We start from the raw sequence: 25,812 nt of genomic DNA, 5'->3' as shown, positions 1-25,812 counted from the left end.
ATTTTCACGATTTTTAACACTTCCCCTCCTGTTTTCAGTATTAAATATTGACCTGAATTTTTTCATGTTGATGTATAGCCCAGTCCAATCCAATGGATGATGGGTCTATCTGTCGTTTTCTGAACACAATAAACAACAATTTAAAAATAAATAATAATGGACTTAACATTCCAAAGCTGGATGATTCCGGTAGGCATTGTAGTAGTATGCCTTGTTTTATACAAATTTGTATTGAGAGTATTTTTCGGGTTAGTCATTGTTCCTGAAGATAAGATTGGATTAGTAACTAAAAAGTTTGTCCTTTTTGGTAAACAAACACTTCCGGAAGGAAGAATTATTGCTACGAACGGGGAAGCCGGTTTCCAGGCACAAACTTTAGCTCCCGGAGTGTATTTCGGGAAATGGATTTGGCAGTATTCTATAGATTTTCAGCCTTTCACGGTAATTCCAACAGGAAAGATAGGGCTGCTTCTTGCTAAAGATGGTGTAGAACTGGAAACAGGAAGGATTCTAGGCCGGAAAGTGGACTGCGATTCCTTTCAGGATGCGGAAGCATTTTTAAGAAACGGTGGACGTAAGGGAAGACAAACCGCCATCATAACACCGGGATCTTATAGAATCAATACTTTACTCTTCAATATTGAATTGGCAGATATGATGATTATTCCTGACAATGCAGTAGGGGTGATCACAACATTAGAAGGTAATCCTTTGGAAGAAGGGCAGATTGCGGGAAAAATCGTAGAAGGACATAATAAATTCCAGGATGTAGACGTGTTTTTACAGAATGGAGGCTATAAAGGTCTTCAGGAGCAGGTTATCCTTGCCGGATCCTATTTCTTAAACCCTTGGTTTGCTAAACTTGAAATGGTGCATATGACGGAAATTCCTATCGGTCATGTGGGAGTGGTCATTTCCTATGTAGGAGAAGAAGGAAAAGATTTGAGCGGTGCAGAATTCAAGCATGGAAATATTGTTCAGAAAGGGTCTAAAGGAGTTTGGGCAGAACCTTTGGGGCCGGGTAAATATCCTATTAATCCTTATATTATGAAAGTGGAATTGGTTCCCACTACCAATCTTGTATTGAACTGGGCTTCCGCAAGAAGTGAATCTCATCAACTGGATAAAAATCTGTCTACAATTACTGTAAGAAGTAAAGATGGTTTCCCTTTTAATCTGGATGTTTCACAGATCATTCACATTCCTACCAATGAAGCCCCTAAAGTCATTGCAAGATTTGGAAATATGGTGAATCTCGTAAGTCAGGTATTAGAACCCACCATTGGGAACTATTTTAGAAACTCTGCGCAGGGAAGTGATGTAATTGCGTTCCTGGGAACAAGAAAAGAAAGACAGCAATCTGCAAAAGAACACATCGGTCATGTTTTGGAACAATATAATGTGAATGGAGTGGATACTCTGATAGGAGATATTGTTCCGCCTGAAAGTCTGATGAAAACATTAACGGACAGAAAGCTTGCTGAAGAGCAAAAGATTACATATGAGACAGAAAAGCTGGCGCAGGAAACACGTCAGACCCTTGAAAAAGAAACCGCGATCGCAGATATGCAGAAAGAAATTGTAAAAGCCGACCAGGGGGTTGTAATTGCAGAAAGAATTGCAGATGCAAGTGTTAAAAAAGCTCAAGGGGATGCAAATTCTGTAAGGTTACAGGCAACTGCGGAAGGAGACAGGCTGAAGCTTTTAGCGAATGGAGAAGCTGAAAAAACGAGATTATTGGCAAAAGCGGAATCTGAAAAAATTGAACTTCTTGCAAAAGCAAATGCAGAACAAATTTCATTAACAGGGAATGCGGAAGCAGAGAAAATCCTTGCTATTGGTAAATCCAATGCGGAATCTTATAAACTTTCCGTAGAAGCTATGGGAGGAAATAACTTCACCCAGCTGAAAATTATGGAAAACATAGCTTCCCAAAATGTCAAAATAATGCCGGATGTTTTGATCGGTGGCAACGGAGATGCTGCAAATGGAGGAATAAGCGGACTTTTAGGTCTTCAGCTTTTAGAACAGCTTCAAAAGAAAAGTGTTGAATCAGTTCAAAATCCTGAACAGCAAGCAGGTATTGACTATAAACCTGAAAATGAACAATAACAAAAAAGCTCCGGAATTCCGGAGCTTTTTATTTTTATGCTGTATAGTTCGCAAAAGCTTCTTCCAGGCTTTCAAACTTACCTTTAAATTCTTCAATAGGACAATCCTGGACAATATTCCCCTTGTGAATAAGAATAACACGGGAACAAAGTGCCTCTACTTCCTGCATGATATGGGTAGAAAGTAAAACCGTCTTTTCCTGTCCGATTTCTTTCACCACATTCCTGATCTCGATAATCTGATTCGGGTCAAGTCCGTTGGTAGGTTCGTCAAGAATCAAGAGATCCGGCTGATGAATGATCGCCTGTGCTAAACCGACTCTTTGCTTATATCCTTTAGAAAGTTGTCCGATTTTTTTAGATTTTTCAGGAGTGATTCCTACCAATTCAATCACTTCATCCACTCTGGATTCGGAGATTTTATGAATATTGGCTACAAACTGAAGGTATTCCTTCACATACATTTCCAGATATAGCGGATTGTTTTCAGGTAAGAAACCAATCTTCTTTTTGCTTTCAATAGCCTGTTCTGAAATATTCAGCCCATTAAAGATAATTTCACCTTCATCAATCTTCAGGGCACCAACAATAGACTTCATTAAAGTGGATTTTCCGGCTCCATTCGGACCCAGAAGACCAATGATTTCATTGTTGTCAATAGAGATGTTGATGCTGTTAAGGGCGGTTTGTTCACCAAACTTTTTAGTTAAATTCGTTACCTGAAGAGACATAGTTTTTAATGATCTTTTTGCAAAAATAGAAATAAAAAACTCATTCACGAGGAATGAGTTTATTGAATATTAAAAAAATATAATTATTTTCTTGATTTCTTGTCCTTACTGCTAGATGATGGGGCAGCTGTAGATGCTGTAGATGGCTTCGATGTGGTGTTCACATTATTCATGGTTGCCGGTTTATCATACAAAGCAGATTTCCCGTTGGTTTTTCCAAAGATTTTATCAATTTGCTTTTTATTCAGAAGTTGTGATTTTCCAACATATTTTCTGTTCTTATTGATGTATTGGATAAATTGTACGGTAGATTGTCCGTAGTTCTTTTCATAATGCAGTTCGATAATGTCATTAGGAAGCTCAAGGGTGATGTTTCCAATAGGGGTGTCGATAAATCCGTCAGAAATTAGTTTATAAAGACTTTCCACATCTCCATTTAGATTTAAAAATGAAAAAGATCTGAATGTATTTAAATTACTGGTATTAAGATCTTGGTAATTGATGGTGAATTTATCTTGCTTTTTATAGAGACCTACAGAATTATCCTTGCCAATTTCCACTAAAGTTTCGTTTTTCAACACTTTAATTTGTGAAAAAACCGAAATACTGAACATGCAAGTAAATAGTAGAAGTATTTTTCTCATTTTACTGGATTTTTAATGTTTTATAAATTGGTGTATCTAAATTATGAATAAAAAAATTCAAAAACAATCTTTATTTTCTAAAGCAAAAGTAGCATTTTTTTTTAATATCCGATAGTGCCAGGGAAATGATATTATGCTATGCAGGGTAGATTTTTCTCTTGGTAAATCCTTTATTGAAGGTACTTATAGAGGTTTTTATACTTTTGGTGCTTCTGAAATGTGTTTTTTATAATGATAAATGATTTTATTTCCTAATTTATTAAATATCAGAGTTTAATTTATTTCTTTGTCTCTAAAAATGATGCGAATTTGAAATAATTGTTAATTCTGATTGGGGATTTTACACCAGTAGGTGAAGTTAAAGGTTAAACAGATGAACGGAATTAAAATAAAAGGTGTCAAATGAATCTCGAAGAAGATTTGTTAATTGTTTTTTTCTCATTGTGTATAAAATTTAGCTGCAAATGTAAAGTAAAATATTTAATTCAATATATGACAGATTTCATTTAAACTTTGATAAGGAGAAAAGAAGAGAATATAAATTCATCATAAATCGAAGCTTGTGTTGAAAAATTTTAATTCAATAGTAATATCGCAGGATGATTGTATACATAAACCTGCATCTGGGCGTATTTTTTATAAAAGTGCTCATTGATTTATTATTTTGGTTTAAAATAATAATTAATACGAGATATGGAAAATAAAGACCTGAATGCGGATAGCTTATCTGAAGCCCAAAAGGACATGGGGGTTGGATATGGATATGGTTCTATTGGCGTTTTTGTTTCTGGTAGCGTTTGGCTGGTTTCTAGTCTTACCGCTTATTTTTATTCTTTTCAACAAGCTGTATGGGTCTTAATGATAGGTGGAGTATTCATTTTTCCATTAGCAACATTGATGGGGAAATTAATTGGTATAAAAGGACAACACAGTAAAAATAATCCCCTTGGTAAATTGGCCATGGAAGGTACAATTTGGATGATTATGTGTATTCCTTTAGCTTATGGTTTGTCTTTGAATAATATAGGATGGTTCTTTCAGGGAATGATGATGATCGTTGGTGGTAGATATTTAACGTTCGCCAGTCTTTACGGAACACGTCTTTATTGGATGTTGGGAGGTGCTTTAGGATTGGCGGCATATAGTCTTTTTACCATGAAAGTGGAAGCCGATATATCTTCATTGGTGGGTGGTTTGATTGAAATCCTATTTAGTTTCATTATTTATAGTTCTCATAAAAAATAATAGTATGAATAAGATATTGCATAAGAAGCGTTAAATTTTATTGAATCTATATAAAATAAAAGCAGCTATACAATTTGTATAACTGCCCTCCCTAAAAGTATTCAAACTGAGTGAATTTTTTCTAATTTATTTTTTTGATTTAAAAAGACCACCCCGCAATTGAAGTGATCTTAATATAAAATTCCCTTTTTTACTTTTTACTAAAATCAGATGTTGGTCATCCTTATCTGATTGGTGTAAATGTAGATATATAGAATAAATAAATAATAATAATGTAATAATTAAGCAAAAAAAACTTTAAATTAAAATTATTTCAGAATAAAATTCTGTATATTTGGGTTAAAATGAACCCTTAAAGAATAATATTCTATGGAACACCTGGATGATAAGGATCTGCAATTGCTCAGATTGCTTCAAAAAGATGCAAAACTGACTGTCAAAGAGTTGGCTAAAGAAGTTAATCTTTCCCCATCACCTGTTTTTGAAAGAGTAAAACGGCTGGAACAGGAAGGTTATGTTAAAAAATATGCGGCTATTCTGGATGCCGAAAAACTTAATCTTGGATTTACTGTTTACTGCCAGCTGAAATTAAAAAGCAATGACAGCTATCTGGCGATTGAATTTGAACGGGAAATTTTAGAGATTGAAGAAGTTGCAGAGTGTTACAGTATCTCCGGTGATTTTGATTTTCTCCTTAAAGTATATGTTAAGGATATGAAGCAATACCAGAATTTTGTTTTCAATATTTTAGGTGCTGTACCATCTATTGGCAGTACCCACAGTACATTCGTAATGGCTCAGGTGAAAAACATTCATGGATTGACAATATAAAAACATTACTTTAAATACAATATGAAAACCTTACGAATTTTGTGAGGTTTTTTTGATTCCTATTTTGGCAGATAAATTGTTGTATTTCAATTAACCACTAAATTTTATAATATGAAAAATTCAATCTTAGCCCTGTTAGCAGTTGCTGCTATAGTGGCGTGCAAAAAAAATGAAACTACGGCCGTTGATCAATCTGCAGATAGTTCTGCAATGGTTGCTCCTGCCGATTCTACGATGAATGTCAATGATTCTGCCACAGTGACGGATGCCGGAACAGCAAATTCTCTGAGTGATCAGGACAAAAAATTTGCGGATGCTGCTGCAAAAGGTGGAATGATGGAGGTAATGATGGGGGAACTTGCAGCTAGTAATGGAAACAATACGGCGGTAAAAGCATTGGGAAGTATGATGGTGAAAGACCATGGTAAAGCCAATGATGAATTGAAGAAATGGGCATCAGCAGCGGGGTATACTTTGCCTGCCGGATTAGATGCCGAGAAACAAAAGGAATATGATGATTTGAAAGCAAAAAAAGGAGCAGAATTTGACCGTGCATACACGGATCTTATGGTGAAGGATCATCAAAAGGATATTGCTGAATTTAAAAAGCAGGCGAATGAAGGTACGGAAGCATCATTGAAATCTTTTGCAAGTAAAACCCTGCCTACTTTAGAACATCACCTGATGGAATCTGAAAAGGCAAAGAGTGCCGTAAAATAATCACTTAAAATAATACTGAATCCTGCCATTTGGCAGGATTCTCTATCTTATCTCGCACTCAATGATAACGGGAACTGTTGCAATTGCAGTCCGGGTACGAAGTTTGATCTTATCTGGCTTTAAAACCTTTATTCTGAGAAAGATAGTCTTTAATTCGGCCTTTTTAATAGATTACCTTGTTGATATTAACTAACATATATTCATTTTCTTCCATTTTGCCACTGTGTTGCGACTTAACTTAAAATGTTTTGCTAATTGAGTATTATTTAAGCTGTTTTTCTGCTGATAATCTAAAATCTTTATTATGGAGGATGTATTATAAGAGCGGAGTTTTTGATTAAATTTTTCAGTTTCCAGATCCTCTGTTTCAAAAACCCTTTTGTTGAGCTCTATAATATCTATATCGGACAGCTCCTTCTTATTAAGTAAAAAAAAGCATTTCTCCATTTTCTCTGGAAATTTTACGGTAATAATATCAATATATATTTGCTTATAATCAGGCTGATTTATTTCTTGTATTTGCTTATCCATTTGTATAGTGTTGTTTTAGGAATCCTGTATCGTTTAATTACTTCATTTTTTGTCATTTTTCCGGAATCGATCTGTTCAAAAATAAAATCTATTATTTCTTTAGTATAAATGTTTTTCCGAAACTTTGGCAGTAAAGATTTTTTTAACTTTTTTTTTGTCTCTATCTTAAATGGTGGAGAATATAATATGAGATGTTGAGAATATATTCTGAAAAAATCATATCCCAAAATCTTACACCACTTCAATAATATTTCAGAATCCAGACCTTTCTCCTCATACATTTTCTCAATTTCTTCAACAGTACATTTAAAAAAGTTACAGATGCGGGATGTATCCATCTCGCATTCTGTAACTCTCTTTTTAATCATTTTTCCTATGTGTATCTCTTTAAAATCCATTATCTCTATTTTATATTACCCTTGTAAATCATTCAGCAGAATGATACTTACTTAGTCAATTGTTGATCATCGATATATTTTCTTCATTTTTAAGTTATGCTCAATCTTTCGGCAGATTGCTTAATTCAAAATGGGAATGCTCCTGAAAGTTCCCTGAATCCAACCCCCTCCTAAGGTTTTAACAGCATTCATATTTGCCATATTTCCCAAGAGCGTCAATTTGCAGGTATAAACCGCTCCGACATAAATAAATATTTGAAAAGTTGTAGCATTAATAGGTATGATAACAACATTGTTTTGAGACACAACCTGAAATCCGACACCTATTTTGTATAATACTGAAAACGTAAAGTCAATACCACTATCAGCGACTCTTCCCACGAAATCAAGTCGACAGGCTTTTGTTCCGACATATAGATTGTTCCAATTGTCATTTGATAAACTTCGGGTATATAATCCTGAAGAATATATAGCATCAAAAAAAGTTGTCTTTTTCATCACTCCGCTGTTATCGGTGGCTAACAGAGTGGATGCATTAGGGGATGGTATGTCTGCCAATGTTCTGATCCTGGTTTCTCCATTCACATCTAAAGTATTTGTTGGAGAAATAATAGCAACTCCAATCTGTGATTGGCCATGAAAATATACTATTGCGCACAATGCCAATATAATTTTTTTCATCTTTAGTGTAGTGCTTTTAGAAGTTAGCTATGATTTATGACATATTGTGCTCAGAAACAAAAGTCCCTTTCATTACTATTCCATTAATATTAGAAGCTACTATATTGGCCAAATCCGAAGAAGGTACAGAAATCGTGAATAAGAAGTTTTCTGTTGTAGCGCCACTGGTAATAGATACCCTGAAGGATGTTGCAGAAATACCGGACACATTTATCGAACTGCCTCCTTCTATAACGGGAGAAGATATTATACTGAAACCTGCCCCATAATCATAGAAAACAGAAAATGTAAAATCTATTCCGCTTCCCATAGCGGCTCTTCCAACAAAATCAAGACGAGTGCCTTTAGTGCTCATTCTTATATTACTCCATTGATTGTTGGTTATTGAGCTTACATATATTCCTGAAGAATACATGGTATCAAAAGGAGTTGCTCGGGATAAGTTGCCTTGTGAATCGGCAGCAACTAGATACATCACATTTGGTAAACTGACATTATTAAGGGTTCGTATTCTCACTTCACCGTTGACATCCAATGTTTTAGTGGGACTGGTTGTGTTAATTCCAACTTGACTAAGCAGACAACCTGGAATTAATACATTTAGAATTAAAATATTAATTTTCATTTTTTGTGTTTTAAATGGTTTTTATTTCCTGTATTTATAAATATTGATGCAAAAACTAAAATCCCTGAGGAGATGACATCACTGAAGTATTTATCTAATGTTAAATCTAGCTGAGGAAATGATAAATGGTGATAGTAAGAATATACAAGAAGTTAATTTTTTTCATAACTCTAATATTTTAAATATGAAAGAGAATTTCTTTTAATGTTTTTTTCAAAAATGCTTTCTTAGTGTTATGTTGGAATTAGCGCTTGTAGACAATGTACTGGAAAAATCAGCTCTTACGCGATATTGAATCTGGATCTGTGTACCTGCAGGTAAATTTCCCATCCAGTATAAAGGCATATCTCCTCCATTTCCTCCGGCTCCTGTTCCAAAATATGAAATCGCTAATACCGTAGAAGTCGTCGCATTGAAGATGCGTGCCCCAAAAGCTTTAGCGACTCCGTTTGGACTTGATAAACCTAATGAAACATCTCCGAAGAATGAATACAATCCTGTTGCAGGAATTGTAAAAGTACCTGCTGTATGAGTGTTTCCCAAATCTAATCTTTCAGTAGAAAAATTCATTGTGGTCCATGCTGAATAGTTAGGCATTGTATAGCTTGCAGTTACTACAGCCGGGCTTCCGGCAAATAATACCTGAGTAGTATTTTTATTGTTGATTTCAGTACGAATATCATTTACTTCTCCAATACTTTCCCATTGTGTGCCTGTCCAGATATAAAAAGTATCCTTAAATACATTATTGGGTGAAGTTCCGCTATCTAAAAGATTATAAATTAAAGTCCCTTGTTCAGGTGAGCTGGAGGAAGATGTTACCGGAACCGTAGAAGTATCATTGATTCCCGAAAGCTGTATCCGGGGAATAAGCAACCCTTTATTGGTACTATATAAATCCAGAATAGTATTTGCATCCGGGTTGTTTAAACCTATACCCACCTGAGCATTGACCTTTAAATTAAAAGTAGCTAATAAGCATATTATATATGTAATTTGTGTTTTCATCATTATTGATATTTGTAGATATTAAGAGTCCCTGATTGTATTCTGTAATTGTTTGCAGTATAGATGTATTCAAAGGCAAGAAGGTCATTTAATGTTAAATTTTGAGTAGTAATCAACGTTGTGTACATTCTGTTGTTAATCACGCTGTCTCGTCCGGAAGCACTTACCATAAGAGCTGCTGCTTTCAAAATCCTATGAGTGCTAGTTCCTCCGTTATTCCCTGTATTTGACATATCGGTAATAAACTCCAGCATGTATATACCTGTAGAAGGTGTTTTATATTGGTTGGTTGTACTATCCCATGCAGCGTATTTATCAAACAATATTTCAGATGTGATAAGAGAAAGTCTGGTCCAGCTTCCACCTGCGGCGCTTCCCGAAGCAGTAATAGGTTTTTGTCCAATAGCTGCACTGAAGATTAGCGAGGGAATTTGAGAAGTGGAAACAATTTCATCGGCTGATGTAGGGGTTGCCTGAGAATGATATTGGTTATCACTTCCCCAATATCCTACTCCTTTTGTAATATCATTAGTAATGCTTGAATTGATGTTATAAAGCATGACTCCTGTTGCAGGTGACGAAATTGGGTTTGTTGCATCTGTTCTGCTTGTTATAGATAAATTCGGGATTCTTAATGCTTTATTATTTGAATCAAGCTTCAGGGCAGCAGCCGGTGATGCGTTGCTTGATCCTATAACTATCTGGGCATGATTCATGATCATAATTAATCCCAGAAATACACTTAGTAATTTAGATTTCATAAGATTTTAATTATTTGATATTTTCGAAATAGAAACATTAGGATTGGTTATCTGATAGGCAGCATTTGAAGACTGTGCTCTGAATGTAATAAGATCATTTACCGCCAGCTTCACTGTGCATGTACTTGAAACTCCTCCATACTGATATACCTTTGAAGTTCCGTAAGTACACAGATCGGTTCCGTTTTTCTGTACATAGACCATCGCCCCACCTGTGGTGTCTCCCGATACGTTCCTGATATCCACATTATAAGAGATCACATATCCTCCTGCCTGTTGGATTCTGTATCCTGTGTAAGAAGGTCCGCCTTGCGCTCCTGCCGGTAAGTCTTTATGGAGGGTATTGAAGGTGAGATTGGTAATTGTACCTGCTGCGATACTTCCTGAAGCAGCTATATTACTTGCTGCAAACACTGGTGTTATGAAAGGGATTTTATCTATTTCGGTTTTTACATCAGATTTCGTCCACATCCTTTCCCATCCTGTGCCATTAAATGCATATAAACCTTTATTAACAGAAGTATTTCCGGAACCTGCAACAGCATTGTTGTAAATAATAAAACCGGTTTTTGGATTCGGTATAGTAGTAATATCGGTAGTGGAAGTAAGAGAAACTACCGGAAGCTGCAATCCTTTATTTGATGATACTACATCTAAAATAGCTGAAGCATCAGGATTAGTTGTACCAATACCTACACTTCCTTGTTGTGCACTCAGATATAAGGCATTGATGACAAACAGAAAATTTATTATTCTTTTCATAATTTTAATTTTTGACGTAAATTCTGTTAAATGATATATTGGTCTTGTAATAAAACTAAGCCCCCTTTTTCTTTCTCATCATCTGTGATATCGGAACATATATATTTGAAGGGAAATAATAATTAGGGGCTTAGGACATCTACAATCTCATTAGGCTTTTCTACTTTTATATAAAAAATAGAATGTATAATTCACTTTTCTTGAGCTCTAAATGAATTCCTAAAACACATCATAAATACTTTGTTTTAAGAATTGGCGGACAAATATTCACACCTATCCGCCCTACAAAAACTTATGAAAAAACTTAGACTTGTTGAATGAACTGACATTTCGGGAATGTTTTCTTAGCTACCACAGAAAAATTTTCTGCTGTTACTATGATTGCATCGTTTTCAATCATCAGTTATTATAGACTAAAACCTGCATTTTAGTAAGCATGGCTTCTGTATCTCCATTGTAACCCCCATAGCTCGAAGGAACGAGATTAACATCACTGCTTCCCCACCAAGATGTATACTGTACTTTGAAAGTATAGGTTCCAGGTCCAAGGGTTACCGATTTTAGAAACGTTACAGGAACAGGCATGTTCCATAGTTCCTGCCCTGCGGTGGAAGAAGGGAAATAGCCTGCTTTCGATGCAAATGCAGATGATATCTTAACCCCATTTTGTAATAAAGAAAAAACTCCTTGGGTTGATTCGTACGTTAAACCTGAAGCATATCCCAAAATGGTAAACAAAAAAGTTTGGGTTTTTCCTGCAGGGACAGTTAGTGTTATCGAGACTCCTGGAACATCAGCAGTGGTTCCTTGAGGGACTGTTAAAGTAGTAGTTCCCTGTACATAGTTTGCAGAAGCTATTGTTCCGCTTACTGAATTTATATTAGTCCATGAAGGAGCAACACCGGGCCCACCTGATGTAAGAACCTGCCCTGATGTTCCGGCTGATCCGGCTGTAGAGGCATTACCTCCAACATTTAATTCATTCGTAATTTGTAGAGAGCCATTTACATGAAGTGTTTTCTGTGGGGTACTTGTATTAATACCTACCTGGCAGAAGGCATCTACTGAAAATAGTAGAGAGCCTAGTAATAAAAGTCGTTTCATTTTTTTTGTGTTATGTTTATAATAAGTAGTCCTATTTAGACTATTTCTTTAAATTATTTTCTTATTTATAAACATTTTTCTCAAGCAAATAATATTCATAATAAAATTATGTTGAACATATATTATTTTAAATCATTTCTTTCATGAATACTATTATTTTTGCTAAGTCTCTGTAATGTAAAATGTTACTTTTTTGTATTTTTATTTGTATAATTAAAATATTGTCCTATCTTTGCCTTGAAAAGGTAGTCTAAATAGGACTACCTTTTGTCATATCTTAGCTGGAAATTAATCTAATATCCATAAGCTATGACTTTATTTTTTTTTATTTCTGAGCAAAAACAGTTAAAAAAAAACATTCATCTAATAGTAAAAAATCAATCAGATCAATTACTTTTTCAATGCAAAACTCCTTTAAAAATTTCTGAAGAAGACTGGGATAGCCAAAAAGAACGCCCCAGTAATATTTACTTGAAGAAAAATAAAAAAATCAATGCAAAATTAGATGCTTTAAAAATACTCTTAACAGATTGTATAGATAAAGGCTTGCCTCCAAAAGCTTTTTCAAAAAAAATACAAGACCTCTGTAGCAGGGATGAAATTGAATATCCCGTGGATTCTCTTCTTTACTTTATCAAAAGTTATATTTCTGCTAAAAAGGAATACATCTGCCGGTCAACTTATAAAAGGTATAAAGTATTTTTCAACCTTGTCGAAAGGTTTGATGGATATATGGCTCAAAGGTCTTGTTTAAGTGCTGTTAATAATGATTTTGTCAAAAATTTCATTTCTTTTGGTAAAGAAGAAGCTTATAGTGAAAATACCATCTATAGAACGATTCATTTTATTAAAACCATTTTAAACTTTGCAGAAAGAAAAGGTATAAGAACCAATATAAGGGAGATTGATATAAGAAAGGAAAGGAAAAGAAGAAACGTAATTAATCTTACAGAGAACGAAATACAGAAAATAGAAAAAACAGATGTTCCTCAAGAGTTACAGGCTGCTAAAGATTGGCTTTTGATAAGTTGTTATACAGGACAGAGAATATCAGATTTTATGAAATTCTGCACTGAACAACTGACGGAAATAAACGATAGAATATGTATTTCTTTTATGCAGCAAAAAACACAAAAAGAAGTATTACTACCTGTACATCCTGTTATTTTGGAAATCATAGAAAGAAATCATAATAATTTCCCTAAAAAACTTTCACCCACCAACTATAACAACCATATCAAAAAGATAGCACAGATTGCTCAAATAGATGAATCTATAAATGCTGTAAAAAGGATAGGGCACAGGGTGAAAAATTTAAAGGTGAAAAAATGGGAAGTACTGACCAGTCATATAGGGAGAAGGAGCTTTGCGACCAATTTTTACGGCAAAATTCCCACTCCTCTGTTAATGGAAGCTACCGGACACAGTACTGAACAAATGTTTCTGAAATATATTAATCCGGTAGATGAAAACCGCATTCTCAGCCTGGGTAACTATTTCGATAAGATACATCAGGAAAGACAGATTGTATAAGAAGAAACCATCGTTTTCTTATTTTTAGTTTGCAAGCAAAAACGTCCATTTTATGAGATAAAACTAAAATATGCAAGGATTCAGCAGAAATAAAAAAGGGATAAGTCTATCATTTTAGACTTATCCCAAGAAGTGAGCGCAGGAGGAGTCGAACCCCCAACCTTCAGAGCCGTAATCTGACGCTCTATCCAATTGAGCTATGCACCCTGTTTTAGGTTTGCAAATATAGCACTTTTTTGCTTTCTTTGAAAGATGAAATCAAGAATTTTACTATTATTTGCCTTTTTAGTCTTAATCTCCTGTAAAAGAGAACAAAAAATATCATCGTCAGATTGGACTTTAATTTCAAATCACTTACAATACAAGGAGCAAAACGGAACTTTCCAGCTGAAATCCGGGAATTTCACCTATGATTTCAAAACAGATCAGATTCCTTTCAAAAAAATTGTCTTACTAAATGCAAGTATGGCGGGTTATATTTCTGAGTTAGGTGCAGAAAATCTTATTGCCGGAGTGTCTAGCCCTGAATATATCTATTCTGATACAATTCAAAACTTATTGAAACAAGGTAAAATTCTTAACGTAGGAAGCGAGCAGAAATATGAAGTGGAAAAGATCATCTCTCTGAAACCCGATGCGGTTTTCACCAACTATATTGCCAGTTTTGACAATACCTATCAATTATTGAAAAATAATGGGATCAAAGTGATATTTCTGGATGAATATATGGAGCAGAAGCCTCTTGAGAAAACGGCTTATATCAAGCTTTTCGGGAAATTGTTAGGGAAAGATAAAGAAGCGGAAAAAAAATATGACGAAGTTGAAAGGAATTATAACGAACTGAAGCAACTGGCCCTGCAAGCTCAAACCAAGCCTATTGTACTTGCTAATATCATGTATGGAGATATTTGGTACCTTCCGGGAGGAAAAACATCTACAGCCCATTATATTTCAGATGCCAATGCGGAATATATCCTGAAAAATAATACCGAGGAAAAGGCAGTTACCATGAATTTTGAAGAAGTATATGCTAAAACAGGAGGCGTACAATATTGGGTAAACGCAGGGAATCATGTTTCTAAAAAAGAAATGCTGAGCATGAACTCACTATACAGTAAGCTGGATGTTTTCAACAAAGGAAAAATATATGTGATCACCGGAAGAGAAATACAAAAAGCCAATGATTTCTTTGAAAGCGGAGTGGTAAGATCCGACCTGATTCTCAAAGATTACATTAAAATCTTTCATCCTGAATTGCTGCCGGATTATCAGTTGACTTATATGAAAGAATTGCGATAACCCGGAGGATTTGTTATTTTTGCAGTTCCTATTAAAAAGTTATGTGGAAAAAAATCAAGCAAATTCTGTTGATCGTTCTGATACTGAATGTAGTATTTATTATCTGGGGAAGATTCTTCAATCCGCCCATTACCATCACACAGATCGGAGGCCTTTTTAAATATGGAAAATTGCACCGCGATTACATTTCCTATGATGAAATGGGAGATAACGTGAAAAAAGCGGTCATTGCTTCTGAAGACCAGAAATTTTTCAGTCATGACGGATTTGATTATACCGCCATTGAAAAAGCCATGAAGTATAACGAAAAAGGAAAAAAGATCCGTGGTGGAAGTACCATTTCCCAGCAAACGGCCAAAAACATTTTCCTATGGCAGGGAAGAAGCTGGTTCCGAAAAGGGTTGGAAGCTGTATACACATTCATCATAGAAAAAGTATGGAGCAAAGATATTATCCTTGAAAGATACCTGAATTCCATTGAAATGGGACAAGGGGTTTTCGGGGTGGAAGCAGCAGCACAGTATTATTTCGGAAAATCTTCCAAAGATCTTTCCCGATCAGAAGCGGCATGGATTGCAGCTGTATTGCCTAATCCTAAAAAGTATGATCCTAAAAATCCATCAGCATATCTGAACAAGAAGCACAACTGGATCATGAGACAAATGAGGAATGTAAGTTTGAAATAGTATCTTTGTACCAATGAAATTTCTAAATTCCGGTACAAAAGACTTTCAAGCTGTTCTTAAAAAATACTTTTCTTTTAAGAATGAAACCCGTTCTTTAGAGCCGTTTGCAGAATTTTTGGAGGCTGTAAAAAGAACTGATTTTACCAATGTTCTTGGTTTCTTCAAGAGCAATCCGGTTTTTCTGGACCACTTCAAGTATTATATCCATAATATTTTTGAAGGGAAACCTTTCAATTTATCTTTAACGGAAGCCAATATCCTCTCGGAGAATGCTTTCTTTCCCGAGCTTAAAAAGAGGATACTTAATACGGTTTTACCTCCTGTGGAAAATGAAAACACAGTGTGGTATATGATTGATAACGTGAGTCTCCGCCCCAAAAAAGATTTAAAATACCTTCACAACCTTCCTGAAAACGAAATCGATGAATTCTTAAGAATGCTTGATGCTTCAGATTTCATCAAAGAAATCAGGGTGAAAAAGGAAATGCTTTTTGCAATGAATATCCTTTCCTGGAGAGTGACAGGGATGGCGATGGAAGTGGATGTGGTAAGAATGGCTCCGGAGTACAGGAATTTTGATAATCCGTTCATCGCCCTGCAAAATGAACTGGAGGCATTGACAGAAGAGCTGGAAAACGATCCTGAACTTCAATTACATTCTAAAGACAGCCGCTATAAACAAATTAAAATCTATATTGAGCAATGTTTGGAATTCGTGAATATTGCTTTTAAAAATTCATCCAAATACGGAATTTCCGGAAAGATCAACCAGTCACTTTTAAAAATCCAGCAACAGATTCAAAGGATTTACGACATTGTAAGTTTGCTTGTTATTGATAGTGAAGAAGATCTGATGATTAATTCCAAGCAATTAATTTTTAATGTTTTAAGCTATAAATCGCATAAAAATAATATTTCAGAGCTCGTCAATGACAGTACGAGGTTAATTTCTCATCTGATTACCAACCACACCGCAGAAACAGGAACACACTATATCACTTCTACAAGAAAGGAATACCTGAAAATGTTTTATAAGGCGAGTGGGGGCGGAATTATTGTAGGCGCTTTGTGTGTCTTGAAAATGCTTTACGGATATATTCCGGGAAGTGATTTTTCCCATGCCTTCATGTATTCCATGAACTATGCGATGGGATTCATCATGATTTACCTGATGGGATTCACGTTGGCAACAAAACAGCCTGCGATGACTGCGGCTACCATGACCAAAGTGTTATCTGAAGGAGAAAATAATACCAGAAATAATACGGAATTTGCACACCTTGTTTCAAAGCTTTTCAGAAGCCAGTTTATCGCCTTTGTAGGAAACGTATTGCTTTCTTTTCCTATAGCAGTGGCTATTATTTACGGACTGGATGTTTTTTTCTCACAAAATCTTGCGATCGATAAATCGGATAAGCTTCTTAAAGATTTAGACCCATTCAAGTCAAAAGCTATTTTACACGCAAGTATTGCAGGTTTTTATCTTTTTATTTCCGGGATCATTTCCGGAAACATAGGGAATAATTCGGTTTTCTACCAAATTCCAGAAAGAATAGCCAAAAACCTTTCCATCAAAAAATTTTTTGGAGCCAGATTTGCCAAAAGCCTTTCGAAATATTACGCTAAAAACTGGCCGGGAATTGTTTCCAACTTCTGGTTTGGGGTATTTCTGGGCGCTACAGCTCCGGTAGGATTATTCTTGGGACTGGATCTGGACATCCGTCACATTACTTTTGCGGCAGGAAACTTTGCATTGGGGTTATATGGAAAAGATTTTACGGTAGACAGTTACACCTTCTGGATATCTTTTATTACCGTTTTTGTGATTGGTTTTTTCAATTTCTTAGTCAGTTTTACCCTGTCAATGTTTTTGGCATTCAGGTCAAGAAAGCTGAACTTCGGGCAGGTAAGTGAGATTTACAAAGAGATTTTCAGATATTTTATCAAGCATCCGCTTAAATTTTTCCTTCCGATACGTTCCAGGCTGGATAAAAAAGCAGATGATCTCATGAACAGCACTTTGTCTACAAAATCTGAAGATCATTAAACTTTTCAGCTCCGAATTTATCCTGAAATTTTTTCAAGTAAAAGCTTTTGCGCATTTTAAAATCATTTTTCAGTAATGGAGAATTGATGGTAATCATGATTACCTTATTCTGAATATTAACACTTTTAATCTCATTAAAAAGACTTTCGTCAAGATACTCTTCAAGGAAATCTTTAATCTCAAACGCAACAAGCTTATCTTCAAAGCCATAGATTCTGGCAAAAGATTTTACAAGTTCCGAGGATTGATATTCGCGTTTTTTCTTCTGTTTCATATCTCAAAAATGATGCTTTCTTCATTGATTTTCTTCACCACACTCTCTGTACGTTCTTTATGCGTATCCGTAATAAAGATCTGTCCGAAGTTTTCCTGATTTACCAATTCAATTAATTGAGAAACTCTGTAATCATCAAGTTTATCAAAAATATCGTCCAGTAAAAGAATAGGTGTTTTTCCTGTTAATTCTTTCACCAGGCTCATTTGAGCAAGCTTCAGAGAAATTAAAAATGATTTCTGCTGTCCTTGTGAACCCACTTTTTTGATTAATATATGATCCATTTCAAAAAGCAGATCATCTTTATGAATTCCTTTGGAAGTATAGGTAAGCATTCTATCTCTCTCCAGGCTTTCCTTTAATAAATTTCCAAAAGAATTTTCAAGCAAATGCGATTCATAGATCACAGAAACAGTTTCTTTTCCGCCTGAAATAATATGATAAAAGTTTTGTACGATCGGATTCAGCTGAGTGACGAAATCCTTTCTTTTTTCAAAAATTTTGGTCCCAAACTTAATGATCGGGTCATCATAAATTTCCAGAGAGTCCTGATCAAAAACACGGTTTTTAGCAAAATATTTTAGTAAGGCATTTCTTTGCTGGATTGTTTTTTGATACTGAATCAGGTCAAAAAGATATTCCGAATCAGTCTGAGAGATCATGGAATCTAAAAACTTCCTGCGGCTTTCTCCTGAATCAGAGATCAGGTTCGAATCATAGGGTGAGATCATCACACTTGGCAGATAACCGATGTGATCCGCTATCCGGTCATAGTTCTTGTCATTTTTTTTGATGATCTTTTTTGCTTCCTTTGGCTGGGAGATTTTGATGATATCTTCGCTTTCCTCATTCAGGATTTCAGCATCAATGGTGAAAAAATCTTCGTCCTTCTTGATATTATTAAAATCTGTATTTCCTAAAAAGCTTTTTCCAACAGACAAATAATGCAAGGCGTCAAGAATATTTGTCTTTCCAGCACCGTTATTTCCCACAAAACAATTGATCTGCGGAGAAAACTCAAACTTTTTCTCAGAGTGGTTCTTGAAATTGTAAAGGGAAAGCTTCTTAATAATCATTCGTCAAAAATACTCCATTATTCCTAAAAATAAAAAAGGAAGTGCGGAACAGCTTTCAACTCCAAAAGAAAAATAAGCATCATCCCTCTCATTTTCGGAAAAATAAATGAGGATATAAGTAACGATACCAGTTAGAAAAAAAGCAACCGCATAATCATATTTCAGATAAAAAATTGACAGAATATTGCTGATAAAAATAAGCAGATAGGCAATGTATTTTGTATTCTGAATACCAATCAGCTGAGGAAAAGTCTGTACCCTGTCTTTTTTCATATCCCGGATGTCAAAAGGAAGAACCAAAGCGGTGATGAAAAAAAAACTAATAAAAAAAATGGGAAAATTGAATTGAGGCAATGTAAGCCAGCAATTTACCAGTCCCCAAACCAATCCCACATAGAATACTTTTAATAAAGGGATTTTCCGGATATAAACATCAAGAAAAAAACTATTATACAGAAGCCCCAAAACAACAATGATAAACCATTTGAGCAGTCGGACTTCATTATGATTGTAAATAATCAGAAGCGCGCAGATGAATCCTGCAACTCCATTAAAAATAAGAATTTTGAAAAAATGCTTGGTATGCTGATACTTTGTATACAGATAACCGCTGAAATAAGTGATCAAAATCAAAAATACTGTAGGGAAACGGAACGTGTTTTGCTCTTCCATGAAAAATACTGCAAAAAGAGTTCCCATTATAGAGACATAAAATTGACTATCTATAACAGATTTTTTCAGTATTTTTAAAAAGTTCATCGATCAAAAATAACATTTATGAAAAGATTTTCCAAGATTTTTATCCTTTTCCTGTTCCTACTAAGTTTTTCGGCGGTTTCCGGCCAGAAATATTATGACGATCAGTGGAAAAAAATAGCAGAGAATAGTAAAAAAGGAGCGTATAAATCTAACCTTCCCATTGTTTTAGACATACAAAACCATGCCATGAAAGAAAATAATGCACTTCAACTCATCCGTTCCCTGAAAGCAGAATTCAGTATTGTGAACAGGACTTCGGATGATGATCAGAATGATTCTGCTTCGAAATTCTTCGGAAAACTTCAAAATGTGGAGAAACAATTGAAGGGAGAAGAAAAATTAGCATATAGCGCACTGCTGAACAGTTTTTTCATGGATTATTATCAGCAGAACTCTTGGAGAATCAATGGAAGAACGAATCTGAATTCGCAGGATCTTTCACAGATCGAAACCTGGAGCAAGCTCGATTTTAAAAATTATCTGGCTAAAAGTTTCAAGGAACTTGATCAGCAGAAACAGGAAATGAAGAAGATTCCTTTAAAGAAATATGAAGATGTTTTTTCCAATACAAAAGATATAGAATATTTCCCGACTTTATGGGAATGGTACTCGTTGAAAAAGATCAGCTTCCTTTCAGATAATCAATTATTCACAAAAAATGAACTGGCAGAAAACAGGAATGAGATCAACACGACCTTTGATGAACTGATCGCTCAGAACAATGGGAATTCCAAGCTGTATTTTATGCATCAGAAATTGCAGGAGAACTGCAGTTTCAACCAATGCAAAGATAGATTGGAACAGCTACAGAGTCTTGCGAAATCTAATGTAGAAGGAGATTACAAAGTGGTGATCATAGAAGAGATCATGAACGAACTGATTGTAAAGAAAAAGGAAAAAGAAGCTTTGGCATTGGCTGCACAAGCAAAAAGCCAGTATCCCAAATCCCCTTTCATCGAAAACATTAAAAATAAAGAAAGCCAGATTACGAATCCGACCCTTAATATCAGATACGAACAGCAGACCCAAAGTAATCTGCCGATACATCTGGTAGCTGAATATAAAAATACAACTCAATTTTCTCTGAATATTTACCAGGTAAAAGAAGATATTTCTTCATTTTTACAATATGCTCAGAATTCTTATAGGGATACCTATACCAAAATCAAAAAGAACCTTGTAAGAAAAGAAGAATTTCAATTGCCTGATCCTAAAGATTATCAGATTCATAAGACTTCTGTGGAGATCAAACCGCTTCCGTCAGGAATTTATCTTGCTGAATACACTGTTGGAACAGAAAAAAATGAAGACATTGCCAGACAGAATTTTTATTTCCTGGTTTCCAATAACAAGGTTATTTATCAGACCAAATCAGACAGAAAGCCTATTTCCAATGAATTGAAACTGGTAAACAGCGAAAACGGGAAGCCTGTTGCCAATGGAAACCTTATTTTTCATGAATTCGTTAATGACCAATCCATTAATAAAGTCAATGGCAAGACTAATGATAAAGGTGTTTTCAAATTTCCGCAAACAGCCAATAAAGCATATTACAGAACTTTCCTGATCCAGCAGCCTGAAACTAATGATTTCCAGATCATGCAGATGTACGGTGATAATGATTATGAAGATTATGACCCGAATAAACAGCTTCGTACAAAAGCTCAGATTTTTACAGACAGAGCAATTTACAGACCTGGGCAAACCGTTTATTTTAAAGTCATCAATACCAAAATAGATAAAGAAATAGAATCTGTAGTTTCCGGAGCGAAACAAAAAATCACTTTGTTGGATGCCAACAGCGAAGAAGTATCTTCTCAGAATTTTACGACCAATGAGTTCGGTTCTTATCATGGAAGCTTCACTCTTCCGAAAGGAAAGCTGAATGGAGTATTTTATTTGAGAACAGATGGCAGTGAGCAAGGATATAAAGATATCAGAGTTGAAGAATACAAAAGGCCGAAGTTTGAAGTCACTTTTGAACCCGTAAAAGAGGAATACAGATACGGACAAACTATAGAATTAAAAGGGAAAGCCATGATGTTTTCCGGAGTTGCGTTAAGCAATACCACGGTAAACTATGAAATCAAAAAACGCAATATCCGTTGGAGATATTTCTGGTGGTACCCTCAGGAAAATGATAATGAAAATTCCATTCTTGGCGAAGCAAAAACCAATGATAAAGGAGAATTTGTGATCCGCTTAGATCTTAAAAAAGACGAAAAGCTGGAAGGAATTCAGATTGATAATTATGAAATTAATGCCTCAGTAACGGATATCAATGGTGAAACCCAATCTGCGGATACTCAGTTAAAAGTAGCATCGGTTTCTCATTATATTAAAGCAGAAGAAATCAAAAATGTATTTGCCGAAGATAATGTAAAGCTGAAAGTTGAAACCAAAAACTATAACGAGCAAAACCTGAAAAAATCTTACCAGGTTAAATTATCCAAACTGGAAACACCGAACAGGATTTTCAGAGAGAACTTCCAATCTGCGGTTCAGGACCTTCCGAAATTTTCAAAAGATGAGTTCATCAGTAAGTTTCCACATGACCGGTTTGATAAAAATGGCGAGTTGAAAAATTGGAAAACTTCATCTGTTATTCTGAACGGGGAGAAGAGAAGTGAAGAATCTCTGGATCTTGGAAAGCTGGAAGCGGGAGATTATCAGCTGGAATTGTACAATATTGAAGGAAAAGATACGATAAAATCTTCTCAAAACTTTAGTGTTTGGGATAAAAAAGCCTTAAAGCCTGTTCAGAAAACATTCTTAACAGTACTGGAACCTAAAGAAGAATTTTCAAGAGGAGAAAAAGCTAAAGTATTTGTATATTCTGCCATTCCGGGAGCTTTGGTGAATGTTTTTGTACAGGATGGTTCCGGAAAAACCATTTCAGAAGTACATCCGTTCAAAAACGGAGTATTGGAATATACCGTGGATGTTCCTAAAGATAAGGCGGTAGAATATCTGAATCTGCAGTTCCAGTTGGTGGCATTTAATGATGTACAGACACAATCTGTTAATCTAAAAATTAAAGATACAGAAAAACCGTTGAAAATTGAAACCGTGACTTTCCGGGATAAGCTGGAACCTAATTCTAAAGAAAAATGGTCGGTGAAGATTTCCGGAAATGATAAAGAAAAGATCAATGCCGAAGTGTTGGCCAATATGTATGATATGTCTTTGGACCAATTTGCTATTAATACTTTTGATTGGCAGAAGTTATACACTCCTTATTCGATCATTACTTCGTATGACATTAGAGAATATCTGGCTCAGAAATATTACCAGAAAAGACAGCCGTATTATCCTAGAAAATACCTTGAAGTACCTTATTTCAACTGGTTTGATGGGAATATTATAAATCAGGCATTAGCCGGAAGTGTTTACGGAGTTCAGGTTGAAGCCATGCCTGCCCCTGTGGCTGAAAAAAGTGTTGATAGTGTAGTGATAAGAGGTTATGCTACGGCCAGAGCAAAGAAAGAAAAGATGGCTGATGCAGCAATTGATGTCACGAATTCTGGAAGACAACTTTCAGAGGAAGAGAAGGCAGAATTTACGGACGTCAAAGACCCTAATGCTGTTTTTGATAAAGTTCCTGTTCGTCAAAATCTGAACGAAACCGCCTTCTTCTATCCGGATTTGAAAACCGATGCAGAAGGCAATGTGAATTTTGAATTTACCTCTCCGGAAGCATTAACAAAATGGAAACTGATGTTCTTAGCGCATACAAAAGATGCAAGAGCAGCTACATTGGAGAAAGAAGTCGTAACTCAGAAAGAATTCTCAGTCACCCCTAATTATCCGAGATTTTTAAGAGAAGGGGATGAATTGAGCTTACAGTCAAAACTATCTAACCTAAGCAGTAAAAAGCTTAACGGTTCCGCGAATTTACAAATCCTGGATGCCTTTACGAATGAAGATATTTCCTCCAAGTTTGGGATTAGTGGTGGAACTCAGAATTTTGATTTGAATGAAAACGGAAATACAGCTTTAACATGGAAGCTGAAAGTTCCGAATAATGTTTCCTCCATTATCATCAAAGTGGTGGCTAAAGCCGGAGCTTTCTCTGATGGCGAACAACAGGCCATTGCCGTATTACCCAACAGAATGCTGGTTACTGATGCCGTTCCTGTATTCGTAAAAGAAGGAGAAACCAAGACGTTTGTATTGGATAACCTTGCTGATGCCAATTCATCAACCATTTCGAATGTTGCCAATACATTAGAACTTACTACCAATCCGATCTGGGAGATCATGTTTGCCCTTCCAAGCTTGAAAAATGACCAGAATAATTCTGCGGATGTCATCTTCAATAAATGGTTTGCCGATGTTCTTGCTTCCGAAATATTCAAAGCTAACCCGAAAATGAAAACCGTTTTCGAAGAATACCAAAGCAAAGGATTATTGAATTCCAATCTTGAGAAAAATCAGGAATTGAAGCAGCTATTATTGGAAGAAACACCGTGGGTGCTGGAAAGCAAAAATGAGGAAGAACAGATGCAGAAACTGGCAAGACTTTTTGATGCTAATACGATGAGAAATTCAATTAATCAGGATTGGGATGACTTTGTTAAACTTCAGAATCCGGATGGTGGTTTTTCTTGGTATTCAGGGTATCCAAGCTCTTACGGGGTATCATTATACATACTTAAAAATCTAGGGAAAATAAATACATGGTTGAAAGATAATGTGAAAGATTACCAAACTTCATCTCAAAATGAAATGGTAGGAAAACTTATTAAATACGTGGATAATGAAATCGATAAATATTGGGATGTGAAGAAAGAAAATGTTTGGAATAACTGGACACTGGAGTATCTTGACACCCGAAACTATTGGGAAAAACAATATCCGTTGAAAGGAAAAGGAGCAACCCTGAAATCTTTAGTAAAACAAAAAGCGAAGACGGCGAAATTAACTGATTTCACTTTCTTCGGATTGCATCGTGCCGCTTTGTTGATGAGTGACTATGGATTGAAAGAAACTTCTGATAAACTGATGAATTATCTAAAGGAAACTTCCACAGATACCAAAACCCAGGGAGTATACTGGAAGCAGAACTTTAATGATTGGGGCTGGTTCAGTTCAAAAGTAGTGAACCATGCAGGAGCGTTAGAAGCCTTCAACAAATTGAAGCCGAACGATCAGAAATTCATTGAAGACATGAAGATCTGGCTGGTTACCCAGAAAGAAGTGAATTCATGGGGCAGTTCAAGAGGGACTTCAGAAGTGATCTTCACAATTTTAAATTCAGGAAAATCATGGACAAGTGCTGAAAGTGATAAAGCAACAATCGTTTGGGGCGGAAAAGAGTTACAGCCTCAAACTCAAGCAACAGGCTATGTAAAATCTGCTGTGAAAACTGATGTTTTAGATAAGAACTTAGCCACTGTTACTGTTACAAAACCAGGCCCGGGAATTGTTCAGGGAGGGTTGTTCTGGCAATACTATGAAGACCTGGATAAGATCAAATCATCAGAAAACTATATATCCATTACCAAAGAGCTGTATAAAAAGGTGAAAACAGTGAACGGAGAAGAACTGCAAAAGATCTCACCGGAAACACCTTTGAAAATAGGAGATAAGGTAACCGTAAGAATGATCTTGAATACAGATCGCCCAATGGAATTTATCCATCTTAAGGATATGCGTGCTGCCGGATTTGAGCCTGTGGATGTGCTGTCCGGTTATCAATGGAAGAACAATCTGGGGTATTACCAGTCGACAAAAGATGCCTCAACCAATTTCTATATAGAATACATGCCGAAAGGAAAATATGTATTCGAATATGACTTCGTAGCGAATGCAGCCGGGAAATTCTCCAATGGGATTACTACGATGCAGAATTACTATGCGCCGCAGATGAATGCCCATACAAAAGGAAGTAGTGTGATAATTTCGGAGTAAATTTTAAAGTGAATCATAAAAAAACTGCAGTTTTTTTATGATATATAATTTGATTAGCAATATTCACCCTTAA

At 35.5% G+C, this 25,812-nt stretch carries 22 protein-coding genes and 1 tRNA gene; 9 read left to right on the top strand and 14 right to left on the bottom strand.

The features are described from left to right. Window positions 1-156 precede the first annotated feature (156 nt). Complete coding sequence (locus tag EGI05_RS04650) at window positions 157-2,112, top strand: SPFH domain-containing protein (RefSeq protein ID WP_123261882.1); 1,956 nt, start codon at window positions 157-159, stop codon at window positions 2,110-2,112. Window positions 2,113-2,146: 34 nt separating this feature from the next. Here EGI05_RS04650 and EGI05_RS04645 read toward each other — a convergent pair whose 3' ends face one another. After that, the gene (locus EGI05_RS04645; protein WP_123261881.1) at window positions 2,147-2,842 is read right to left on the bottom strand and encodes an ABC transporter ATP-binding protein; all 696 of its coding nucleotides are present in this window, start codon (window positions 2,840-2,842) and stop codon (window positions 2,147-2,149) included. Window positions 2,843-2,925: 83 nt separating this feature from the next. Continuing rightward, window positions 2,926-3,486 carry a hypothetical protein gene (locus EGI05_RS04640; RefSeq protein WP_123261880.1) on the bottom strand — a complete coding sequence of 187 codons (561 nt, stop codon included), beginning with the start codon at window positions 3,484-3,486 and terminating at the stop codon, window positions 2,926-2,928. 693 nt (window positions 3,487-4,179) lie between these two features. Here EGI05_RS04640 and EGI05_RS04635 point away from each other — a divergent pair. The 3 genes from EGI05_RS04635 (at window position 4,180) to EGI05_RS04625 (ending at window position 6,282) form a co-directional block, all read left to right on the top strand. Continuing rightward, on the top strand, window positions 4,180-4,731 hold the full coding sequence (locus EGI05_RS04635; RefSeq protein WP_123261879.1) for a DUF7010 family protein: 552 nt from the start codon (window positions 4,180-4,182) through the stop codon (window positions 4,729-4,731). 369 nt (window positions 4,732-5,100) lie between these two features. Further along, a complete protein-coding gene (locus tag EGI05_RS04630; RefSeq protein ID WP_123261878.1) occupies window positions 5,101-5,562 on the top strand; it encodes an Lrp/AsnC family transcriptional regulator in 462 nt (153 codons plus the stop codon). 111 nt (window positions 5,563-5,673) lie between these two features. Beyond that, window positions 5,674-6,282 (top strand): DUF4142 domain-containing protein, encoded by a 609-nt coding sequence (locus EGI05_RS04625; protein ID WP_123261877.1) that lies wholly within the window; start codon window positions 5,674-5,676, stop codon window positions 6,280-6,282. Window positions 6,283-6,471: 189 nt separating this feature from the next. On the opposite strand, the gene EGI05_RS04620 is transcribed toward EGI05_RS04625, so the two are convergent. From EGI05_RS04620 to EGI05_RS04585, 8 genes are all read right to left on the bottom strand, one after another. Continuing rightward, complete coding sequence (locus EGI05_RS04620; protein ID WP_123261876.1) at window positions 6,472-6,813, bottom strand: helix-turn-helix domain-containing protein; 342 nt, start codon at window positions 6,811-6,813, stop codon at window positions 6,472-6,474. Next, window positions 6,789-7,211 carry a transposase gene (locus tag EGI05_RS04615; RefSeq protein WP_123261875.1) on the bottom strand — a complete coding sequence of 141 codons (423 nt, stop codon included), beginning with the start codon at window positions 7,209-7,211 and terminating at the stop codon, window positions 6,789-6,791. The genes EGI05_RS04620 and EGI05_RS04615 overlap by 25 nt, the downstream gene beginning before the upstream one ends. 120 nt (window positions 7,212-7,331) lie before the next feature. Beyond that, window positions 7,332-7,892, bottom strand: a complete 561-nt coding sequence (locus tag EGI05_RS04610; RefSeq protein ID WP_123261874.1) for a hypothetical protein — start codon at window positions 7,890-7,892, stop codon at window positions 7,332-7,334. Between the two features lie 34 nt (window positions 7,893-7,926). Then, the gene (locus tag EGI05_RS04605; protein ID WP_134197367.1) at window positions 7,927-8,517 is read right to left on the bottom strand and encodes a hypothetical protein; all 591 of its coding nucleotides are present in this window, start codon (window positions 8,515-8,517) and stop codon (window positions 7,927-7,929) included. Window positions 8,518-8,730: 213 nt separating this feature from the next. Then, window positions 8,731-9,528, bottom strand: a complete 798-nt coding sequence (locus EGI05_RS04600) for a hypothetical protein (RefSeq protein ID WP_123261872.1) — start codon at window positions 9,526-9,528, stop codon at window positions 8,731-8,733. Next, complete coding sequence (locus EGI05_RS04595) at window positions 9,528-10,286, bottom strand: hypothetical protein (protein ID WP_123261871.1); 759 nt, start codon at window positions 10,284-10,286, stop codon at window positions 9,528-9,530. Before EGI05_RS04595 ends, EGI05_RS04600 begins: the two co-directional genes overlap by 1 nt. A 6-nt stretch (window positions 10,287-10,292) precedes the next feature. Beyond that, window positions 10,293-11,048, bottom strand: a complete 756-nt coding sequence (locus EGI05_RS04590) for a hypothetical protein (RefSeq protein WP_123261870.1) — start codon at window positions 11,046-11,048, stop codon at window positions 10,293-10,295. Window positions 11,049-11,447: 399 nt separating this feature from the next. Continuing rightward, window positions 11,448-12,152: a hypothetical protein gene (locus EGI05_RS04585; protein ID WP_123261869.1), complete on the bottom strand. Its 705-nt coding sequence runs from the start codon at window positions 12,150-12,152 to the stop codon at window positions 11,448-11,450. Between the two features lie 309 nt (window positions 12,153-12,461). Between EGI05_RS04585 and EGI05_RS04580 the strand changes: the two genes are divergently transcribed. Then, window positions 12,462-13,685 carry a site-specific integrase gene (locus EGI05_RS04580; protein WP_123261868.1) on the top strand — a complete coding sequence of 408 codons (1,224 nt, stop codon included), beginning with the start codon at window positions 12,462-12,464 and terminating at the stop codon, window positions 13,683-13,685. Between the two features lie 133 nt (window positions 13,686-13,818). Here EGI05_RS04580 and EGI05_RS04575 read toward each other — a convergent pair. Next, window positions 13,819-13,892 (bottom strand) — tRNA-Arg (locus tag EGI05_RS04575). 45 nt (window positions 13,893-13,937) lie between these two features. On the opposite strand from EGI05_RS04575, the gene EGI05_RS04570 reads away from it, so the two are divergent. The 3 genes from EGI05_RS04570 to EGI05_RS04560 are packed head-to-tail and all read left to right on the top strand — an operon-like array spanning window position 13,938 to window position 17,717. Then, entirely contained in the window at window positions 13,938-14,984 is a 1,047-nt protein-coding gene (locus EGI05_RS04570; protein ID WP_123261867.1) for an ABC transporter substrate-binding protein, read from the top strand. Window positions 14,985-15,025: 41 nt separating this feature from the next. Beyond that, window positions 15,026-15,670: a monofunctional biosynthetic peptidoglycan transglycosylase gene (mtgA, locus tag EGI05_RS04565; protein ID WP_123261866.1), complete on the top strand. Its 645-nt coding sequence runs from the start codon at window positions 15,026-15,028 to the stop codon at window positions 15,668-15,670. Between the two features lie 13 nt (window positions 15,671-15,683). After that, window positions 15,684-17,717 carry a recombinase gene (locus EGI05_RS04560; RefSeq protein WP_123261865.1) on the top strand — a complete coding sequence of 678 codons (2,034 nt, stop codon included), beginning with the start codon at window positions 15,684-15,686 and terminating at the stop codon, window positions 17,715-17,717. On the opposite strand, the gene EGI05_RS04555 is transcribed toward EGI05_RS04560, so the two are convergent. The 3 genes from EGI05_RS04555 to EGI05_RS04545 are packed head-to-tail and all read right to left on the bottom strand — an operon-like array spanning window position 17,695 to window position 19,766. Next, window positions 17,695-17,991, bottom strand: coding sequence for a hypothetical protein (locus tag EGI05_RS04555; RefSeq protein ID WP_123261864.1), 297 nt, complete (start codon window positions 17,989-17,991; stop codon window positions 17,695-17,697). The genes EGI05_RS04560 and EGI05_RS04555 overlap by 23 nt on opposite strands. After that, on the bottom strand, window positions 17,988-19,067 hold the full coding sequence (gene recF / locus EGI05_RS04550; protein ID WP_123261863.1) for a DNA replication/repair protein RecF: 1,080 nt from the start codon (window positions 19,065-19,067) through the stop codon (window positions 17,988-17,990). Before recF ends, EGI05_RS04555 begins: the two co-directional genes overlap by 4 nt. 3 nt (window positions 19,068-19,070) lie before the next feature. Next, a complete protein-coding gene (locus EGI05_RS04545; RefSeq protein ID WP_317125043.1) occupies window positions 19,071-19,766 on the bottom strand; it encodes a UbiA prenyltransferase family protein in 696 nt (231 codons plus the stop codon). A 78-nt stretch (window positions 19,767-19,844) separates the two neighbouring features. On the opposite strand from EGI05_RS04545, the gene EGI05_RS04540 reads away from it, so the two are divergent. Continuing rightward, the gene (locus EGI05_RS04540; RefSeq protein ID WP_123261861.1) at window positions 19,845-25,739 is read left to right on the top strand and encodes an alpha-2-macroglobulin family protein; all 5,895 of its coding nucleotides are present in this window, start codon (window positions 19,845-19,847) and stop codon (window positions 25,737-25,739) included. Window positions 25,740-25,812: the final 73 nt, after the last annotated feature.

Source organism: Chryseobacterium daecheongense, assembly GCF_003729955.1.
In the GTDB taxonomy this organism is placed as follows: Bacteria; Bacteroidota; Bacteroidia; order Flavobacteriales; family Weeksellaceae; genus Chryseobacterium; species Chryseobacterium daecheongense.
Note: the sequence above shows the minus strand (reverse complement) of the source record. Positions and strands in the feature narration are given on the sequence as shown.

Excerpts from the sequence above, each read along its gene's own strand:
- EGI05_RS04620 (WP_123261876.1), bottom strand. The coding sequence starts at position 6,813 with ATGGATAAGCAAATACAAGAAATAAATCAGCCTGATTATAAGCAAATA.
- EGI05_RS04605 (WP_134197367.1), bottom strand. The coding sequence starts at position 8,517 with ATGAAAATTAATATTTTAATTCTAAATGTATTAATTCCAGGTTGTCTG.
- EGI05_RS04645 (WP_123261881.1), bottom strand. The coding sequence starts at position 2,842 with ATGTCTCTTCAGGTAACGAATTTAACTAAAAAGTTTGGTGAACAAACC.
- EGI05_RS04580 (WP_123261868.1), top strand. The coding sequence starts at position 12,462 with ATGACTTTATTTTTTTTTATTTCTGAGCAAAAACAGTTAAAAAAAAAC.
- recF (WP_123261863.1), bottom strand. The coding sequence starts at position 19,067 with ATGATTATTAAGAAGCTTTCCCTTTACAATTTCAAGAACCACTCTGAG.
- EGI05_RS04625 (WP_123261877.1), top strand. The coding sequence starts at position 5,674 with ATGAAAAATTCAATCTTAGCCCTGTTAGCAGTTGCTGCTATAGTGGCG.
- EGI05_RS04610 (WP_123261874.1), bottom strand. The coding sequence starts at position 7,892 with ATGAAAAAAATTATATTGGCATTGTGCGCAATAGTATATTTTCATGGC.
- mtgA (WP_123261866.1), top strand. The coding sequence starts at position 15,026 with ATGTGGAAAAAAATCAAGCAAATTCTGTTGATCGTTCTGATACTGAAT.
- EGI05_RS04615 (WP_123261875.1), bottom strand. The coding sequence starts at position 7,211 with ATGGATTTTAAAGAGATACACATAGGAAAAATGATTAAAAAGAGAGTT.
- EGI05_RS04635 (WP_123261879.1), top strand. The coding sequence starts at position 4,180 with ATGGAAAATAAAGACCTGAATGCGGATAGCTTATCTGAAGCCCAAAAG.
- EGI05_RS04650 (WP_123261882.1), top strand. The coding sequence starts at position 157 with ATGGACTTAACATTCCAAAGCTGGATGATTCCGGTAGGCATTGTAGTA.
- EGI05_RS04555 (WP_123261864.1), bottom strand. The coding sequence starts at position 17,991 with ATGAAACAGAAGAAAAAACGCGAATATCAATCCTCGGAACTTGTAAAA.
- EGI05_RS04570 (WP_123261867.1), top strand. The coding sequence starts at position 13,938 with ATGAAATCAAGAATTTTACTATTATTTGCCTTTTTAGTCTTAATCTCC.
- EGI05_RS04640 (WP_123261880.1), bottom strand. The coding sequence starts at position 3,486 with ATGAGAAAAATACTTCTACTATTTACTTGCATGTTCAGTATTTCGGTT.
- EGI05_RS04560 (WP_123261865.1), top strand. The coding sequence starts at position 15,684 with ATGAAATTTCTAAATTCCGGTACAAAAGACTTTCAAGCTGTTCTTAAA.
- EGI05_RS04585 (WP_123261869.1), bottom strand. The coding sequence starts at position 12,152 with ATGAAACGACTTTTATTACTAGGCTCTCTACTATTTTCAGTAGATGCC.
- EGI05_RS04590 (WP_123261870.1), bottom strand. The coding sequence starts at position 11,048 with ATGAAAAGAATAATAAATTTTCTGTTTGTCATCAATGCCTTATATCTG.
- EGI05_RS04545 (WP_317125043.1), bottom strand. The coding sequence starts at position 19,766 with ATGGGAACTCTTTTTGCAGTATTTTTCATGGAAGAGCAAAACACGTTC.
- EGI05_RS04600 (WP_123261872.1), bottom strand. The coding sequence starts at position 9,528 with ATGATGAAAACACAAATTACATATATAATATGCTTATTAGCTACTTTT.
- EGI05_RS04540 (WP_123261861.1), top strand. The coding sequence starts at position 19,845 with ATGAAAAGATTTTCCAAGATTTTTATCCTTTTCCTGTTCCTACTAAGT.
- EGI05_RS04630 (WP_123261878.1), top strand. The coding sequence starts at position 5,101 with ATGGAACACCTGGATGATAAGGATCTGCAATTGCTCAGATTGCTTCAA.
- EGI05_RS04595 (WP_123261871.1), bottom strand. The coding sequence starts at position 10,286 with ATGAAATCTAAATTACTAAGTGTATTTCTGGGATTAATTATGATCATG.